The 17,734-nt window shown below is 72.8% G+C and carries 15 protein-coding genes; 7 read left to right on the top strand and 8 right to left on the bottom strand.

All coding sequences use genetic code 11. From position 1 onward, the window contains the following. Positions 1–151 precede the first annotated feature (151 nt). From ACBR40_RS44735 to ACBR40_RS44765, 7 genes are read left to right on the top strand one after another with little or no spacing between them, the layout of a single operon-like run. Positions 152–1,585, top strand: coding sequence for a gamma-aminobutyraldehyde dehydrogenase (locus tag ACBR40_RS44735; protein WP_371252648.1), 1,434 nt, complete (start codon positions 152–154; stop codon positions 1,583–1,585). A 5-nt stretch (positions 1,586–1,590) separates the two neighbouring features. Then, a complete protein-coding gene (locus ACBR40_RS44740) occupies positions 1,591–2,652 on the top strand; it encodes an ABC transporter ATP-binding protein (protein ID WP_344219988.1) in 1,062 nt (353 codons plus the stop codon). 9 nt (positions 2,653–2,661) lie between these two features. Further along, on the top strand, positions 2,662–3,876 hold the full coding sequence (locus ACBR40_RS44745; protein WP_344219990.1) for a spermidine/putrescine ABC transporter substrate-binding protein: 1,215 nt from the start codon (positions 2,662–2,664) through the stop codon (positions 3,874–3,876). Positions 3,877–3,879: 3 nt separating this feature from the next. After that, on the top strand, positions 3,880–4,731 hold the full coding sequence (locus tag ACBR40_RS44750) for an ABC transporter permease (protein WP_344219992.1): 852 nt from the start codon (positions 3,880–3,882) through the stop codon (positions 4,729–4,731). Further along, positions 4,728–5,513, top strand: coding sequence for an ABC transporter permease (locus tag ACBR40_RS44755; RefSeq protein ID WP_371252649.1), 786 nt, complete (start codon positions 4,728–4,730; stop codon positions 5,511–5,513). The genes ACBR40_RS44750 and ACBR40_RS44755 overlap by 4 nt, the downstream gene beginning before the upstream one ends. A 31-nt stretch (positions 5,514–5,544) precedes the next feature. Further along, positions 5,545–6,939, top strand: a complete 1,395-nt coding sequence (locus ACBR40_RS44760) for an FAD-dependent oxidoreductase (protein ID WP_364448529.1) — start codon at positions 5,545–5,547, stop codon at positions 6,937–6,939. 55 nt (positions 6,940–6,994) lie between these two features. Continuing rightward, complete coding sequence (locus ACBR40_RS44765; RefSeq protein WP_371252650.1) at positions 6,995–7,903, top strand: serine hydrolase; 909 nt, start codon at positions 6,995–6,997, stop codon at positions 7,901–7,903. A gap of 9 nt (positions 7,904–7,912) precedes the next feature. On the opposite strand, the gene ACBR40_RS44770 is transcribed toward ACBR40_RS44765, so the two are convergent. The 8 genes from ACBR40_RS44770 to ACBR40_RS44805 form a co-directional block, all read right to left on the bottom strand. After that, complete coding sequence (locus ACBR40_RS44770) at positions 7,913–9,421, bottom strand: MFS transporter (protein WP_371252651.1); 1,509 nt, start codon at positions 9,419–9,421, stop codon at positions 7,913–7,915. Between the two features lie 35 nt (positions 9,422–9,456). Next, the gene (locus ACBR40_RS44775) at positions 9,457–12,282 is read right to left on the bottom strand and encodes a BTAD domain-containing putative transcriptional regulator (RefSeq protein ID WP_371252652.1); all 2,826 of its coding nucleotides are present in this window, start codon (positions 12,280–12,282) and stop codon (positions 9,457–9,459) included. A gap of 7 nt (positions 12,283–12,289) precedes the next feature. Further along, positions 12,290–13,036 (bottom strand): isocitrate lyase/phosphoenolpyruvate mutase family protein, encoded by a 747-nt coding sequence (locus tag ACBR40_RS44780; RefSeq protein WP_371252653.1) that lies wholly within the window; start codon positions 13,034–13,036, stop codon positions 12,290–12,292. Continuing rightward, complete coding sequence (locus tag ACBR40_RS44785) at positions 13,033–13,788, bottom strand: cytochrome P450 (RefSeq protein WP_371252654.1); 756 nt, start codon at positions 13,786–13,788, stop codon at positions 13,033–13,035. The genes ACBR40_RS44780 and ACBR40_RS44785 overlap by 4 nt, the downstream gene beginning before the upstream one ends. A gap of 53 nt (positions 13,789–13,841) precedes the next feature. Continuing rightward, positions 13,842–14,606, bottom strand: coding sequence for a DUF998 domain-containing protein (locus tag ACBR40_RS44790; protein WP_371252655.1), 765 nt, complete (start codon positions 14,604–14,606; stop codon positions 13,842–13,844). Continuing rightward, positions 14,603–15,814, bottom strand: coding sequence for a glycosyltransferase (locus ACBR40_RS44795; protein WP_371252656.1), 1,212 nt, complete (start codon positions 15,812–15,814; stop codon positions 14,603–14,605). Before ACBR40_RS44795 ends, ACBR40_RS44790 begins: the two co-directional genes overlap by 4 nt. An 87-nt stretch (positions 15,815–15,901) precedes the next feature. Continuing rightward, positions 15,902–16,714, bottom strand: coding sequence for a DMT family transporter (locus ACBR40_RS44800; protein ID WP_344220008.1), 813 nt, complete (start codon positions 16,712–16,714; stop codon positions 15,902–15,904). Positions 16,715–16,751: 37 nt separating this feature from the next. Next, entirely contained in the window at positions 16,752–17,369 is a 618-nt protein-coding gene (locus ACBR40_RS44805) for a DedA family protein (protein ID WP_344220010.1), read from the bottom strand. Positions 17,370–17,734 lie beyond the last annotated feature (365 nt).

Raw genomic sequence — 17,734 nt, forward strand, 5'->3', positions numbered from 1 at the left:
ATTGCCGTCCTGGTGCGACATGTTGTCAGTTCCTGGCGGTCTGTCAAGCGAATTCGTAGCAATTTGGTATCTTCACCACGAAATCCCTTGTCCGGATGCTTCCACTCTGTAAGAGTCGCGGCATCTTCAGCCACCTCACGAGGAGGTCACCTTGACCACCCGTCTGCAGAACTTCGTCAACGGGGAGTTCGTGGACGCCAAGAGCGACCGATTCTCCGACATCATCGATCCCTGCACGGGCGAGGCGTACGTCCAGGCCCCGATCTCGGGCATCGAGGACGTCGACGCCGCCTACGCCGCCGCGGCCGCCGCGTTCGACTCGTGGGGCAGGACCACACCGGGCGAGCGGGCCAACCTGCTGCTGAAGGTCGCCGACGCCATCGAGGCGCGGGCCGACGAGATCAACGAGGCCGAGTGCCGCAACACCGGCAAGCCGCGCGCCCGCATGGCCGAGGACGAGACCCCGGTCGCCGCCGACCACTTCCGCTTCTTCGCGGGCGCGGCCCGCACGCTGGAGGGCCCGACGGCCGGCGAGTTCCTCGCCGAGCACACGAGCGTCATCCGGCACGAGCCGATCGGCGTCATCGGCCAGGTCACGCCCTGGAACTACCCGATGATGATGGCGGTATGGAAGATCGCCCCGGCGCTCGCGGCGGGCAACACGATCGTGCTCAAGCCGTCCGACACCACCCCGGTCTCCACGCTCAAGCTCGCCGAGATCCTCGGCGAGGTGCTGCCGGCCGGCGTCTTCAACGTCGTCACCGGCGACCGTGAGACCGGCGCGCTCGTCGTCGGCCACCCGACCGCGTCCATGGTCGCGATCACGGGCTCGGTCGGCGCGGGCATGTCGGTCGCCAAGAGCGCCGCCGACGACCTCAAGCGGGTGCACCTGGAGCTGGGCGGCAAGGCCCCGGTCGTGGTCTTCGAGGACGTCAAGGACCTCGCCAAGGCCGCCGCCGACATCGCCACGGCCGGCCTCTACAACGCCGGCCAGGACTGCACGGCCGCCTGCCGGGTGCTCGTGCAGGAGAGCGTGCACGACGAGTTCGTGGCCGCGCTGAGCGAGGCCGCGGCCGCCACCGTCACCGGCGACCTGTCGAACGAGGACGCGCTCTACGGCCCGCTCAACAACGAGAACCAGCTCGCCCGCGTCCAGGGCTTCATCGACCGGGTCCCGGCGCACGCCAAGGTCCTCACCGGCGGCCACCGCGTCGGCGACCGGGGCTACTTCTTCGCCCCCACCGTCGTGGACGGCCTCAAGCAGGACGACGAGATGGTGCAGAACGAGGTCTTCGGCCCGGTCATCACCGTCCAGACCTTCACCGACGAGGCCGACGCGCTGGCCAAGGCCAACGACGTCCGCTATGGCCTGAGCGGCTCGGTCTGGACCTCCGACCACGGCCGCGCGATGCGGATGTCCAACCGCCTCGACTTCGGCGTCGTCTGGGTCAACACGCACATCCCGTTCGTCTCCGAGATGCCGCACGGCGGCTTCAAGCACTCCGGCTACGGCAAGGACCTGTCGGTCTTCGGCCTGCACGACTACACGAGGGTCAAGCACGTCATGCACTACATCGGTGAATAGCGCTGATGACCAGCGCCATCGAGCTTGAGGACGTCGTCAAGGAATATCACGCGCACGGCGAGCTCGTCCGTGCCGTCAAGGGCGTCTCGCTGGACATCGAGGAGGGGGAGTTCTTCTCCCTCCTCGGCCCGTCCGGCTGCGGCAAGACCACGACCATGCGGATGATCGCCGGCTTCGAGGCGCCCTCCAAGGGGCTGGTCAAGCTGCACGGCCAGGACGTCACGAACGTCCCGCCCAACAAGCGCGACGTCAACATGGTCTTCCAGTCCTACGCGCTCTTCCCGCACATGAGCGTCTGGGACAACGTGGCCTTCGGGCTGAAGCAGCGCAAGACCCCGCAGGAGGAGATCAGGCGGCGGGTCGGCGACATCCTGGAGATCGTCGACCTGGTCGGCAGGGAGAAGCGCCGGCCGCGCGAGATGTCCGGCGGCCAGCAGCAGCGGGTGGCGCTGGCCAGGGCGCTGGTCAACCGGCCGCGGGCGCTGCTGCTCGACGAGCCGCTCGGCGCGCTCGACCTCAAACTGCGCCAGGCCATGCAGATCGAGCTCAAGCGCATCCAGCGTGAGGTCGGCATCACGTTCGTGTACGTGACGCACGACCAGAACGAGGCGCTGACCATGAGCGACCGCATCGCGGTCATGAACGACGGCCTGGTCGAGCAGCTCGGCGGGCCGCGGGAGATCTACGAGCGGCCGGCGACGCCCTTCGTGGCCGGCTTCATCGGGACCTCCAACCTGCTCACCGGGACCGCCAGCGCGGGCGAGCTGCGGATCGGCGACGGCCGCGTGCTGGTGCCCGGCCAGGACGGCGAGGTGACGGTCACCGTACGCCCCGAGAAGATCACCATCGGCACGGACGCGCCGGAGGCGGGACTCAGCGCGCTGGCCGGCACCGTCTCCGAGGTGGTCTACCTCGGCACCTACAACAGCTATGCCGTGCGTCTCGCCGACGGGGCCGAGATGACGGTGTTCCAGCAGAACGCCCATGACGCGACGGCCACGGCGGAGCGGGGCGACTCCGTGTGGCTGTCCTGGCAGGCGCAGCACTCGTACGTGATTGGAAGTTGATAGCAGGCCATGAACCCCCGTCTCCCCCTCCCTCGCCACGGACTGCCGCGCCGTGAGGCGTTCCGGCTCGCGGGCCTGTCGGCCGCCGGCCTCGCGCTCGCCGCCTGCGGCGTGCAGGGCCAGAAGGCCGCGCCGCCCAAGGCCGACGAGGTCCAGGACTTCTGGTCCAAGCAGACCAAGAACGGCAAGGTGGTCTTCGCCAACTGGCCGGAGTACATGCCCGAGGACAAGGGCCCTCTGGAGAAGTTCGCCAAGGACACCGGCATCTCCTACGAGTACAAGGAAGTCATCCAGGAGAACGCGGACTTCTTCGGCAAGGCCGACCCCGTGCTCCGCGCCGGCCAGCCGCTGGGCTACGACATCGTCGTCATGACCAACGGCATCCAGCTCCAGCACATGATCGAGCTGGGCTACTGCGTGCCGCTCGACCACTCCAAGCTGCCGAACTTCGCGGCCAACGCCGGCCAGAAGTACAAGGAACGCGCCTACGACCCCGGCAACAAGTACACCGTGCCCTACACCTCGGGCGTGACCGGGATCGCGTACAACACGAAGTACGTCAAGGACGACATCACCAGCATCCAGGCGCTGTTCGACCCGAAGTACAAGGGCCGGATCGGCATGATGGCCGACGCGCAGGAGATCGGCAACTTCGGGATGTTCGCCCTCGGCATCGACCCGGAGAAGTCGACCGAGGCCGACTGGAAGAAGGCCGGCGACAAGCTCAAGGAGCAGCGCGACAACGGCCTGGTGCGCAAGTACTACGACCAGAGCTACATCGACGCCGTGGCCAAGGGCGACATCTGGATCACCATGGCCTGGTCGGGCGACGTCTTCCAGCGCCAGCTCGCGGGCGAGCCGGTCAAGTTCGTGGTGCCCGAGGAGGGCGGCACGATCTGGACCGACAACATGCTCATCCCCAAGGGCGCCGCCAACCCGCTGGACGCGCTGATGCTGATGGACTACCTCTACCAGCCGGCCGTGGCCGCCGAGCTGGATGAGTTCATCCAGTTCGTCACCCCGGTCCCGGCGGTGCAGGACCTGCTGCGGGAGAAGGCGAAGACCGCCCAGGGCGAGGACAAGAAGGCGCTGGAGCAGATGGCCGACAGCCCGCTCATGTTCCCGACCGAGGCCGACTACGCCCGGCTGCGCGGCTACACGCCGCTCGACAACAAGCAGCAGCAGGTCTTCAACCCGATCTTCCAGTCCGTCACCCAGGCCTAGACGATGCGGCGGCTCACCCCCTACCTGCTGGCGCTGCCGGGCTGGATGTGGCTGGCGATCTTCCTGGTCGTGCCCATGGCGGCCATGGCGTCGGTGTCGCTGCAGACCGGCAACGCCATCGACGGCTACGCGATGACGTTCGCCGTCTCCAACTACACCGACGCCCTCGGCCGCTACGGCACCCAGTTCGTCCGGTCCCTGCTGTACGGCGGGATGGCGACGGTGGCGATGCTGGTCATCGGCTACCCGGTGGCGTACTGGATCGCCTTCAAGGGCGGTCGGCGCAAGTCGGTCTACCTGTTCCTGCTCCTGCTGCCGTTCTTCGTGTCGTTCGTGCTGCGGACGATCTCGTGGAACTTCCTGCTGGCGGACAACGGCATCCTGTTCGGGACGCTGAAGGGCTGGGGGCTCCTGCCCGCCGACTTCCACGTGCTGGCCACCACGTTCGCCGTGGTGGGCGGCCTGACCTACAACTGGCTGCCGTTCATGATCCTGCCGATCTACGTGGCGCTGGAGCGCGTGGACCCGCGGGTGGTGGAGGCGGCCCAGGACCTCTACGCGACCCGCGCCGCGGCCTTCCGCCGGGTGGTGCTGCCGCTGTCGCTGCCCGGGGTGTTCGCCGGGGTGCTGATGACGTTCGTGCCCGCCACGGCGGACCCGGTCAACGCGGCCATCCTCGGCGGCACCGCCAACACCATGATCGGCAACATCATCCAGACCGAGTACCTCACCAACCTCGACTACCCGACGGCCTCGGCGCTGTCGTTCACGTTGATGGGGGTGCTGCTCGTGGGCATCTTCGTCTACGCCCGCGTGCTCGGCACGGAGAACGTCCTCGAGGCGGCGGCCCGATGAGGGGCATCCGGCTGGGCGACCGGCTGCTGCACGTCTGGACCTGGCTCGTCATCGTGTGGCTGTCGTCGCCGATCGCGGTGATGGTCCTGTTCGGCTTCAACGACAAGCAGAGCAAGTCCAACACGACCTGGCAGGGGTTCACCCTCCGCTGGTACGGCGAGCTGTTCGAGATCGCCGACCTGACCACGGCGCTGAGGAACACGCTGGTCATCGCGGTGGCCAGCACGGCCGTCACGGTCGTGATCGGCACCATGCTGGGCCTCGCGCTCGGCCGGCACCGCTTCCGCGGTCTCGGCGCGACGAACTTCCTGGTCTTCGCCGCGATCTCCACGCCCGAGCTGGTCATGGGCGCCTCGCTGCTGTCGCTGTTCGTCTCGGGGAACGTGCCGCGCGACTCCGTCACGATCATCGTCGCGCACGTGCTGTTCTCGCTGTCCTTCGTGGTCGTCACCGTACGGGCACGGGTCGTCGGGCTCGACCCGTCGCTGGAGGAGGCCGCGCGGGATCTCGGGGCGACGGCGTGGGGCACGTTCCGGCAGGTCACGCTGCCGTCGATCATGCCGGGCGTGGCGGCGGGGGCGATGCTGTCGTTCGCGCTGTCGATCGACGACTACGTGGTCACCAGCTTCGTCAACGGCTCGACCGTGACGTTCCCGCTGTGGATCGTGGGTGCGGTGAAGACGGGAATCCCGCCCCAGGTGAACGTCATGGGTACGCTGATCTTCGGCATAGGGGTGCTGGTCGCGATCGGCAACGCGATCGCGGCGCGGCGCCGCAACTGAGACACCTGACCTTCGTAGGGAAGTGGGATTTGTGGATCCGCTGAAGGCGCTTGCTGACGCGGAGCGCAAGCCGTACTGGCTGGACAGCCCGGCCAGACCCGAGCCGCGACCGCGGCTCACCGATCACACCACCGCCGACCTGGCCGTCGTCGGCGGCGGTTTCTCCGGTCTGTGGACCGCGCTGATGGCCAAGGAACGCGACCCATCACTGGACGTCGTCCTGCTGGAAGGCCGCCGGATCGGCTGGGCGGCCACCGGCCGCAACGGCGGGTTCTGCATGGCGACCCTCACCCACGGCCTGGCCAACGGCCTGGAGCGGTGGCCGGACGACATCGGGCGCCTGGAGCGCATGGGCGTGGCGAACCTCGACGAGATCGAGGCCACGCTGGAGCGCTACGGCGTCGACTGCTCCTTCGAACGCACCGGCGAGCTGCACGTGGCCACCGAGCCCTGGCAGCTCGACGCCCTGGGCGAGCACCTGGACCTCATCTCGGACCTGGGGCTCGACTACGTGCCCCTGGACCAGGAGCAGGTGCGGGCGGAGGTGAACTCGCCCACCTACCTCGGCGGGCTCTGGGAGCGCAGCGGCTGCGCGATGCTCGACCCGGCGCGGCTGGCGTGGGGGCTGCGCGAGGCGTGCCTGCGGGTCGGGGTGCGGGTGCACGAGCGCTCCCCGGTGCGCTCGCTGCGCGACGACGGCGTACGCATCGAGCTGCGCACCCCGTACGGCGGGGTCAGCGCGGCCAAGGTGGCGCTCGGCACCGGCGTCTTCCCGCCGCTGCTGCGCCGGCTCAAGCACTTCGTGGTCCCCGTCTACGACTACGCGCTGATGACCGAGCCGCTGACCGGCGACCAGCTCGCCGCGGTCGGCTGGCGCAACCGGCAGGGCGTGGGCGACTCGGGCAACCGCTTCCACTACTACCGCCTCACCGACGACAACCGCATCCTGTGGGGCGGCTACGACGCCGTCTACTACAACGGCGGCCTGGTCAAGCCCGAGTACGACCAGCGCGACGAGACGTTCGTGACCCTCGCCCAGCACTTCTACGACACCTTCCCGCAGCTCGACGAGGTGCGCTTCACCCACCGGTGGGGCGGCGTGATCGACACCTGCAGCCGCTTCAGCGCCTTCTACGGCCAGGCCCACGGCGGGCGGCTGGCCTACGGCGTCGGCTACACGGGCATGGGCGTGGGCGCCACCCGCTTCGGCGCGAACGTCATGCTCGACCTGCTGTCGGGTGAGCCGACCGAGCGGACCGAGCTGCGCATGGTGAAGGAGAAGCCGGTCCCGTTCCCGCCGGAGCCGGTGCGCTCGGGCGTCATCCAGGTCACCCGCTGGTCGATCGCCCAGGCCGACCAGCACCAGGGCAGGCGCAACCTGTGGCTGCGCACGCTCGACAGGATGGGGCTGGGGTTCGACTCCTGATCTCTCGGGCATGATGCCTGGCGACCCCCAACACCACCGAAGTGGGGGTCGCGAGGTGCGCGCGAGGCTGGTCGCCGGTGTCGGCGTGCTGCTGCTGGCCGGTGGCTGCGGGAGCCGGCAGGGCCAGGTCCTGCCCGCCGCGCCGCCGGCCGTCAAGGTCGCCCGCTGCGTCATGAGCTTTCCCGACGTACGGGGCGCGCGCCTGGCCAGGGCCCGGCTCGCCGACGACATCGCCCGCTACCTCGCGCGCCGCCCCGGCCGGATCGTCTACGCGGTCCACGACCTGGTCAGCGGGGTCACGCTGGGATACGGCCGGCATCGCGACGAGCTGATCACGGCCAGCGGCGCCAAGGTGGACATCGTCATGGCGCTGCTGGCCCGCCGCGCGGGCAGGCTCGACGAGGACGAGCGCGACCTGGCCGTACGCATGATCACGGAAAGCGACAACCGCGCCGCCGACGTCATGTGGGCGCGGATCGGCGGGAGCGGCGCGATGAGCGCGTTCTACCGGCGGATCGGGCTGCGCCACACCACGCCGGGGCGGGGCATCTACTGGGGCGGCACCACCAGCAGCCCGTCCGACCGCATCCGGCTGCTGAAGGTGCTGGTCAAGGGCGGCCGCGGACTGAGCGCCGCGGACCGGCACCTGGTGCTCGGCCTGATGGGACGCGTCCAGGAGGACCAGACGTGGGGCGTCAGCGCGGCGGCGCGGCGCGGCGACCGGGTGGCGCTCAAGAACGGCTGGGCGCCCCGCCCGTTCGTCCACGGCACCTGGGCCGTCAGCAGCTACGGCAGGATCGCCGGGCCGGGACGGGACCTGCTGCTGTCGGTGCAGACCGACCTGCAGCCGGGGGACGGGGCGGGCATCGAGACCGTCGAGGGCGTGGCCCGCATGATCGGCACCCGCTGGGACGGCCTCACCCCGACCGTCCGCCGCCCCTGCCCGACCAACCCCCTCCCGTGACCCCGCGGCTCAGGCGCGGGCGGTCAGCACCTCCTCCGGGATCTCCTTCGGCACGCCGCGCAGGCCCACCAGCGCCAGCACCGCGACCGCGGCCAGCAGCACGCCGGTGACCAGCGACGTCACGTGCACACCGGCGAGGAACGCCTCCCGCGCCGCCCGCATGAGCGCCCCGGCCTGCTCGGCGGGCAGCGTCGCGGCCACGCGGGCGGCCCCCGCGATCGACTCCCCGGCCTCCTCCCCGGCGACCCCGGCGGGCAGCTCCAGGCTGGCCCGGTAGGTGCTGGTGAGCACGGTGCCGAGGATGGCGATGCCGAGCGCCGCCCCCAGCTCGAACGCGGTCTCCGACACCGCGGCCGCCGCCCCGGCGCGCTCCCTGGGCGCGGTGGCCAGCACGTTGTCGTTGTTCACGGTGAAGGCGAAACCGACGCCCACGCCGCCGATCACCATCGCGGGCAGCAGCGTCACGTAGGTCAGCTCCAGGCCGAGCGTCGTGTAGTAGAGGAACGCACCCGCCTGCATGGCCAGGCCCAGCGCGACCACACCGCCCCGGCCGAGACGCCGGATCAGCCCGGCCGCGAGCACGCCGCCGGCCGCGCCGGCCAGCCCGCCAGGGAGCTGCGCCAGCCCCGCCTGCAGCGGCGACCAGCCCAGCACGAGCTGCAGATACCAGGCGAACATCAGCATCATGGCCGACATGGCGAAGATCGCCAGCAGGTTCGTCACGATCGACGCGCTGAACGCCCGCCGGGCGAAGAGCCGCACGTCGATCAGCGGCTCGGGCAGCCGCGCCTGCCGCCAGGCGAACAGGCCCAGCAACGCCACCCCGCCCACGCCCGCGACCAGCACGTTCTCGTGCCCCAGGCCCTGGTGCCCGGCCTCCTTGACCGCGTAGACGACCGCGATCACCCCGGCCGTGGACAGGGCCGCGCTGAGGAGGTCGAGCCGGCCCGCCGCCGGGTTGCGCGACTCGGGCAGCACGAGCACGCCGCCGACCAGCACGAGCAGCATGATCGGCACGTTCATCAGGAACACCGAGCCCCACCAGAAGTGGTCCAGCAGCAGCCCGCCCACGACCGGGCCGACGGCGAAGCCCGCCGCACTCATCCCGCTCCAGACGCCGACGGCCGCGGTGCGCTCGCCCGGCTCGGTGAAGACGTTCCTGACGATCGACAGCGTCGACGGCATGATCGTCGCACCGGCCACGCCGAGCAGCGCGCGGGCCGCGATCAGCAGCTCCGGGCTCGTCGCGTACGCGGTGAGCGCCGAGGCCGCGCCGAACGCCGCGGCGCCGATCAACAGCAGCCGCTTGCGGCCGATGCGGTCGCCGAGGTTGCCCATGGTGACCAGCAGGCCGGCGAGGGCGAAGCCGTACACGTCGCCGATCCAGAGGAGCTGGGTGGAGCTCGCGCCGAGATCGGCGGTCAGCCGGGGGAGCGCCAGGTGCAGGACCGTCAGGTCCAGCGAGAGCAGCAGAGTGGCCAGGCAGGCGACGGCCAGGCACCACCATTTGTTCGTCATGCGGGCCAGCGTGACGGGAGCCCCTGACCGCGGGCCTACCGGTCGCTGACCGCCCCGCTGACCTGACCGTCGAGCTCGGTCAGCGCCGCCGCGATGCGGGCGCGGGTGTCGGCCGTGCTGTACCAGTCGTCCGGGCACTCCGCGCGGGCCCGCAGCAGCAGGCTACGCGCCTCCTCGGTGGCGCCGCCGCGCAGCGCCACCTCGGCGAGCCCGAGCAGCGCCCAGGCCAGGATCTCGACCGAGCCGTTGCGACCGGCCAGCTCGGCGGCCGGCAGGTAGTCGGCCCGCGCCTCCTCCGGCCGGCCCAGGCACTGCAGGGCGTCGCCGCGCCGGCACAGCGACTCGGCGATCTCCGTCGTCGCCTTCAGCTCGCGGGCGATCGCCAGCGACTCGTCCGCCAGCGCGTACGCCGTCGCGTAGTCCCCCTGCTCCTGGTGGAGCGTGCCGAGCCCGGACAGCACCAGCACCGTGCCCCAGCGCTCGCCGATCGCCTTGAACCTGGCCAGGCTCTCGTGGAAGTGGCCCGCGGCCTCCTCCACCCGGCCGAGCACCTGCAGCACGAAGGCCGCCCCCGCGTACGCCAGCGCCCGCGGCCAGGGCGTGAGCCCGGCCATGGTGCGCTGGACGTCGAGATAGGCCTGCTCGAAGTCGCCGCGCGGCCCGTTGTACATCGACAGCAGCATCATCAGGAACTCCACCCGGCGCGGCAGGTGGTTCCACGGCAGCAGCGTGCGCGAGTGGGCGATCAGGTCGCGCACCTCGTCGCCGACCTCGCCCCGCCAGGCGGTGACGACCGCGCAGGTCACGTACTCCTCCTCCAGCCCTTCGGGGACGGCCGCGCCGAGCCTGAGCAGCAGCGTGGCCGCGAGGTCGGCGCTGGTGACGCGGTGACCGCGCATCCACCAGTAGCAGGCGCAGTGCGCGAGCAGCCGCAGCGCCGTCTCGACCTGGCCGGTCTCGGTGGCCCAGCGCAGGGCGGCGTTGACGTCGTCGCTCTCCTCGTCGAGCCGGGCCAGCCACTCCAGCTGCTCGCGGGTGCGCAGCCGCTCGTCGGCGGCGAGCACGAGGTCCAGGCAGCAGGCGGCGTGGGCGTCGCGGGCCGCCGCCACCTCGCCCGACTCGGCCAGCCGCTCCGCGCAGAACGCCTGGATCGTCGCCAGCATCCGGTAGCGCCCGTCCACCCGCTCCACCAGCGACTTCTCCGCCAGCGAGAACAGCACCTCCTCCGGCAGCCCGCACACCCGCTCGGCCGTCTCGGGGCGCGCCCCGCCCACGAACACGCTGAAGCGCCGGGCCATGCGCTGCTCGTCGGCGTCCAGCAGGTCCCAGCTCCAGGCCACGACCGCGCGCAGCGTCTGGTGGCGCGGCAGCGCCGTACGGCTGCCGCGGGCCAGCAGCCGGAACCGGTCGTCCAGCCGCGCCGCCACGTCGGCCACCGACATCGTCCGCAGCCGCGCCGCGGCCAGCTCGATCGCCAGCGGCAGCCCGTCGAGCGCCCGGCAGATCCGTACGACGTGCGCCGCGTTCACCGCGTTCACCGCGAAACCGGGGGACACCGCGCCGGCCCGGTCGGCGAACAGCCGCACGGCCGGATAGTCCAGCGGCTCGACGGCCTCGGCCGGCGGCAGCCGCAGCGGCGCGACCGGGAGGATCGACTCGCCGGTGATGCCCAGCGCCTCCCGCCCGGTGACCAGCACCCGCAGGCCGGGGCAGGAGGCCAGCAGCAGATCGGTCAGCTCGGCGGTCGCCTCGACCAGGTGCTCGCAGTTGTCCAGCACGAGCAGCAGCTCGCGCCCGGCGAGCGCGGTCGCGAGGCGGGTGAGCGGATTCACCGGCCGGTCGGCGGCGGGGCGCAGGGCGTCGCGGACGTCGAGCGCGGCCAGCACCGCGGCGGCCACGTCCGCGCCTTCGGTGACCGGGGCCAGCGGGACGAAGCAGACATCCTGTGGCTCCTGTCCGGCCGCCTCGACCGCGAGCCGCGTCTTGCCCGCCCCGCCGGGGCCGATCAGCGTGACCAGCCGGTCTGCCCGCAGCCGCGCGCTCACCTGGGCCAGCTCCCGGTCCCGGCCGACGAAGCTGGTGAGCTGCGCGGGCAGCCCCTGCCGCTGCGGGGCGGCCGGAGCGGGCGCGCCGAGCGCGGGGTCGGCCCGCAGCACGGCCAGGTGCGCGGCGGCCAGCTCGGGGCCGGGCGCGACGCCCAGCTCCTCGTCGAGCAACCTCCTGGCCTCGTCGTAGACGGTCAGCGCCTCCGCCTGGCGGCCGCTGCCGTAGAGCGCCCGCATGAGCTGGGCGCGCGGCCGCTCGCGCAGCGGATGGGCGGCGACGAGGCCGCGCAGCTCGGCGGCGAGCTCCCGGTGCCGCCCGAGGTCCAGGTCGGCCTGCACCCGGTCCTCCGTCGCGGCGAGGCGCAGCTCCTCCAGCGCGCTCGCCGCGTCCTCCGCGTGCGGGGCGTCGGCCAGCGGCGCGCCCCGCCACAGCTCCAGCGCCTCGCGCAGCAGCCCGGCGGCACGGCCGGGATCGCCGGCCGCGAGGGCCCGGCGACCGGCCGCCGCCAGCCGCTCGAAGCGGTGGGCGTCCACGTCGGACGGCTCGACGGCCAGCCAGTAGCCCGCCGGATGGAACTCGACCAGATCCCTGCCGAGCGCCCGGCGCAGCCGGGACACCTGGGACTGCAGCGCGTTGGCCACGCCCTCGGGCGGCTCGGGGCCGTACAGGCCGGCGGCGAGCCGGTCCGCCCCGACGACGCGGCCGGCGTGCAGGGCCAGCAGGGTGAGCAGCGCCCGCACCCGGGGGCCGCCGAGCGCGACGGGCTCGCCGTCGTCGCCCAGCACCGTGGTGGGCCCCAGGATCTGGAAGCGCATGCCTCGATTATCCAGTTCTCGGCAGCAGCGCGGCCGTCTCCTCATAGGTCGGGACGCGGGGCGCGGGCCTGCCCTCGGCGGCGAGCGCCGCCGCCAGCGCCCCCTGGAGCGCGGCCCGGTAGAGCAGCGAGCCCGTGCTCACCCGGGCCACCCCGGCCGCGCCGAGCTCGGCCATCGTGGGGCCGTCCGGCTGGAGGAGCACGTTGAGCGGCAGCGGCGTGGCCGCCGCCACCTCGGCGATCGCGTCCAGTCCGGTCAGGCCGGGCACGAAGACGCCGTCGGCGTGCGCGTACGCCCGCACCCGCTCCAGCGTGTCGCCCGTCCGCAGCCAGCAGGTGTCGGTACGGGCGTTGACGAACACGCCGTGCCCCTTGGCCGCCTCGATGATCTCCTGGTGCAGCCCGATCGGGCGCAGGGTGCCGTCCGGCCGGCCGTCCTCGAGGTTCACCCCCGCCACGCCCAGCGCGGCCAGGCTCGCCACCAGCTCCGACACCTCGGCCGGGTCGTCGCTGAAGCCGCCCTCGATGTCCACGGTGACGAGCACGCCGAGGTCCTTGATGGTCTCGGCCAGCTCGACGGTCTCGGCGCGGGTGACGCCGGCCGCGTCCGGCCGGCCGTGCACGGCCGCCACGCCGAGGCTCGTGGTGCCGATCGCCGGGAAGCCCAGCGCGGCCAGGGCGGCGGCCGAGCCGTAGTCCCAGGCGTTCGGCAGCAGGAACGGCTGGCCGGGGCGGTGCAGGTCGCGGAAGCTCACGGGCGCTCACCCTCCCGCAGCCCCTCCAGCACGCCGGCGGCCAGCGCGAGCGCGTACGCGGGCGCCGGACAGGGCCGCACCCCGGCGCCGAACGTCAGATGCGGCGTCTCGCCGCGCGCCGGGTCGAACCGGCCGGGATCGGGGAAGACGTCAGGGTCGCGGTTGGCGGCCACCAGGTCGAGGGTCACCTCCTCGCCGCTGTGGAGGTCCAGCCTGCGGGTGACCTTGAGCGGCGGATCGTGCCGGAGCGTCTCGCGCAGCACCGCCTCCACGTCGTCGTGCTCGGCGAGCCGCGGCAGGGCGCCCGCGATCAGCGCCTCGGTGGCGGCGTGCCCCTGGAGCAGCAGGGTGACGGCCGGCAGGTCGGTCTGGTCCAGGAGGGCGGCGACGGCGGCGTCCGCCTGCGGGCTCTCCTCGCCCGACAGGTAACCGGCCGCCGCGGCGGCGACCGGCGTGGTGTCGGCGACGCCGAGCGCGGCCCCGAGCACCCGCGTGGGCACGGCACGCCACTCGCCGGGCCGCTCCAGGGTCGCGGCCTTGGCGGCGGCGCGCAGGCGTACGGGGTCCAGGGCGGCCAGCCGCTCGACGACGCGGCGGCGGCGTTCGGCGTGCTCCGCGCCGGAGCTGAACCGCGAGACGTGGGCGCGCAGCCAGGCCAGCGTCCCCTCGGGGGCGTCCTGGCGCACGGGCGGCGGCACGTACCGGGGGTCGGCGAGCACCGCCAGGGCTTCGGCGTGACGGGTGATGTGCATGCGGTCCACGCTAGGAGCGAGATCCTTCGGCGGCGGCCGAAACGTGCCCGCGCTCAGGCGGCCAGCTCGGACGCACCCTCGGCGGACGCGTCGCCGACGGTCGCGGATCCGGCGGGTGCGGATCCGGCGGGTGCGGATCCGGCGGGCGCGGACCCGGCGGGCGCGGGACTGGCGGGCGCGGAATGCGCGGGCGCGCTCTCGGCGTGCGCGGAGACCCGGCGGCCGGCCGCGGCCGCCACCGCCATCGTCACGAGAAGCACCATCTCGGCCAGCACCACGGCCCGCTCCAGCGGCCCGTAGTAGGCGACCCCGTTGATCAGCGGTGAGGTGACGGTGGCCGGATGCGCGGCCAGGTACGCCGCCAGCGTCAGCCCCGCGGTCACGCTCATCGCCCGCACCGCGTTCCAGCGGGCGGCCCCCGCCCGTCCCCTGGCGAACGTCCACCCGGCGACCGGCAGCGCGGTGAACACCACGGCGGCCGCCCAGCGGTGGATCTCCCCGGCGAGCGTACCGATCTGGGAGGAGCCGGGATCGGTGGGGAAGACCGCGCTCAGCATCAGCCCGGCGGCCCCGGCCAGCAGCAGCACCCGGGTGGCCGCGGTGCGCGCCGGGTCGGCCACGACCAGCCCGTACGCCAGGCTGAGGCACGCCCCCGCCAGCGCCAGCATCCCGACGAGCACCGGCACCAGCCCGCCGGCGACCAGCGCGTAGTCGCTGATCAGCGGCTGGGCGGGCAGGGTGAGCTCGGTCCAGGCGAGCGCCGCCGCCGAGGCGGCCGTGCCACCGGCCGTGGCCCACAGGCTCCACCGAGGGATCATCGCGCGACCTCGTCGTAGATCGCCTCGAACCGGGCCAGCGACGCCTGGTCGTCGTGGGTGAGGGCGAGCTCCCTGCTGGCCTTGCCGTACCTGGCGCGCAGCTCGTCGTCGCCGAGCACGCGGGTCAGGTGGCGGGCCAGCTCGACCACGTCGCCCGGCTGGAACAGGTGGCCGTTGCAGACCACCAGGTGCGGCAGCGCCATCGCGTCGGCCGCCACCACGGGCAGGCCGCTCGCCATGGCCTCCAGCGTCGCGATGCTCTGCAGCTCGGCGACGCCGGGCATGGCGAAGACGTCGGCGGCGGCGTACGCCTGCGGCATGTTCTCGTCGGGCACGAAGCCGAGGAAGAACACCCGGTCGCCGACCCCGATCCTGGCGGCCAGCCGCTCCAGCTCGGCCCGCTGGTTGCCCTTGCCGACCAGCGCCACCTGGGCGTCGGTCTCGTTGAGCACCAGCGGCAGCGCCCGGACCAGCTCGTCGATCCGCTTCTCCTCGTCGAGGCGGCCGACGAACAGCACGGTCGGCCGGTCGGGCAGGCCGAACAGCTTGCGCGCCCACGCCTTCGGCTCGGCGTGCGGGTGGAACCTGCTGAGGTCGATGCCGCAGGACACCGGCTCCACCTCCCGCGCGAACCCCTGGTCGGCGAGGAGCCGCGCGGCCAGCGGGGTGGGCGTGGTGACGTGGTCGGCCCGGTTGAAGACGCGGCTGAAGTCGCGCCAGGCCAGCCGGCCCGCCTTCACGCGCAGCCGGTCGGGGATGTGGGCGAACTGGAAGAGGTTGTCGGGCATGAAGTGGTTGGTGGCCACGACGGGGACGCCGGCGCGCCGGGCGGCGGCGATGGCGGCCCGGCCGACCACGAAGTGGCCCTGCGTGTGCAGCACGTCCGGGTTGATGTCGGCGACCAGCCGGTCCAGCCGGGTCGGCACGGTGACACGCATGGTCGGATGCACCAGCAGCGGCGCCGAGCGCAGCCGGTGCACGATGACGCCGTCCACGACGTCGGCGCTGGCCGGGCCGTGCTCCGACTGGCAGACCACGTGCACCTCGTTGCCGCGCGCGGCGAGGCCGGTGGCCAGGCGGTGGGTGAAGTAGGCGGCGCCGTTCACGTCGGGAGGGTAGGTGTCGGTCGAGATCAGCACCCGGCGCGGGCGCTCGGGGGCGGGGGCGAGCCGGGCGCGGTCGGTGACGCTGTGCAGGGGCATGGCCATGACGGTGACTCCACAATCGCAAGGGAACCCGGCCCGGGGAGGGCCGGAGGGGGAACAGGGGACGACGAGCCGGGAACGGGGTCGGGGTCAGGCGAGATCGTTGCGCGCCTCCAGCGGACTGGTACGCGCCAGCGCGACGGTGCCGGCGGCGGTCAGCAGGGCGGCCGCGACCGGGACGACCCCGGTGGGCAGCGGCTCGCCGAGCAGCAGCGCGCCGAACGCCACCGCCGTCAGCGGATCGGCGACCTGCAGCGAGGCGAACGACACGCCGAAGTGGCCGACGGCGTAGGCCCGCTGCAGCATCATCAGCGCGAGCAGCGTGGGCACCGGCAGGGCCAGCAGGTACCACCAGTTCCAGCCGCCGTCGACGAGCACCCGCATGAGGGTGGCGGTGGCGCCGTACAGGACGCCGGAGCTGGTGGCCAGCAGTGCCGCCCGCCAGGCCGGCGAGGCCGCCTTCGCGCCCGCCCACAGCAGCACCGCCGCGATCCCGGCCACGCCGAGCAGGAGGAGGACGCCGTCCGGGTCGAGCCGGGTCGGCCCCTCGGACTCGGGGACCATCAGCACGAGCCCGACCAGCCCGGCCGCGACGACCGCCGCCGCGCCCAGCTCCTTGCGGGTGGGCCGGCGGCCGTGCAGCGTGGCGGCGAGCGGCAGGGCGAACAGCAGGCTCGCCACGCCCATCGGCTGCACCACGGTGAGCGGGCCGAGCCCGAGCGCGACGATGTGCAGGCCGCCACCCGCCAGGATGGACGCGCCGCCGATCAGCCAGCGCGGCCGGCGCAGCAGGGCGAGGAGCCCCGGCTTCGCCGAGCCGGCGGCCTCGAACTGCTGAAGGGCGGCGCCGAGGGCGAAGAACAGCGACCCGACCAGGGCGATCGCCGCGGCCAGCACAGTCATGCGCACTCCTCTCGAATCGGATGGTCGCCCGGCAGGGTCAAACGGACGTGTCCACGGGAAGGACTTCCGGGGAAGGCTGGGTGGCGCGGCGCTTCCGCGCCCACCGCACGAGCTCGACCACCGCCGTGACGGACACCGCGATGCCGAGGCCCAGCAGCAGACCCTTGATCGGGTCGTTCTCGAACGCCATCCCGCCGAAGAACCCGATCAGCCCGGAGTAGACCGCCCACGAGCTCGCCGCGATCGCGTCGAAGAAGGTGAACGAGCGCAGCGGGTGGCGTACCGCGCCCATGGTGAGCGTGGTCGCCGTCCGGCCGCCGGGGATGTACCTGGCCACGACCAGCACCAGCCCGCCCCGCTCCTCCAGCGCGCCGCGCGCCCAGACGAACGCCTTCTTGTCCCGCAGCCGCCCGCCGGACATGCGCCCGATCAGGTACGACACGTGGTCGCCCACGAACGCGCCGAGCGCCGCGACCACCATCACCAGGGCGAGGTTCGTCTCCCCGGAAGCGGCGAACACCGCCGCCGTGATCACCGACGTCTCGGCCGGGACGATGGGGAAGAACCCGTCGAGCACGGCCAGGGCGAACAGGGCCGCGTACAGCCAGGGGGATGACATGACCTGCTGGACCAGGTCGAGGATGGCATGTGACATGGGGCGTTGACTCCGATCTTCACGGCACACGGACAGCGTCTCGGTACGCGGGGTCCCGGGGCATCGGGGATGCCCCCGGTCGAACGCGGACCCGTCCCCTAATCGGGTCAGGGCCGTAGCTCATGAAGCTAGAAACTCCGCTGGTCATGGCACATCGGCCGATCGGCAGCGGGTGCCCCCGACTTTCGTCGGGGGCGGTGCCGCCTGCCCCGGCCGACACCTTCGATCCAACCCGTTCGCGCAGGCCGGCGCAGGAGTGGAGGTAGGCGAATCGGGGGTGGGGCTAGCACTACCAGGACGGTGCCACGCGCCCTACCCTGACTTTCGTCAGGGTCGTCTCCTGCCTGAGGACGAGGGCGGGCCTC

Origin of the sequence: Nonomuraea sp. AD125B (assembly GCF_041402765.1) — a bacterium.
GTDB classification, from domain to species: Bacteria; Actinomycetota; Actinomycetes; order Streptosporangiales; family Streptosporangiaceae; genus Nonomuraea; species Nonomuraea bangladeshensis.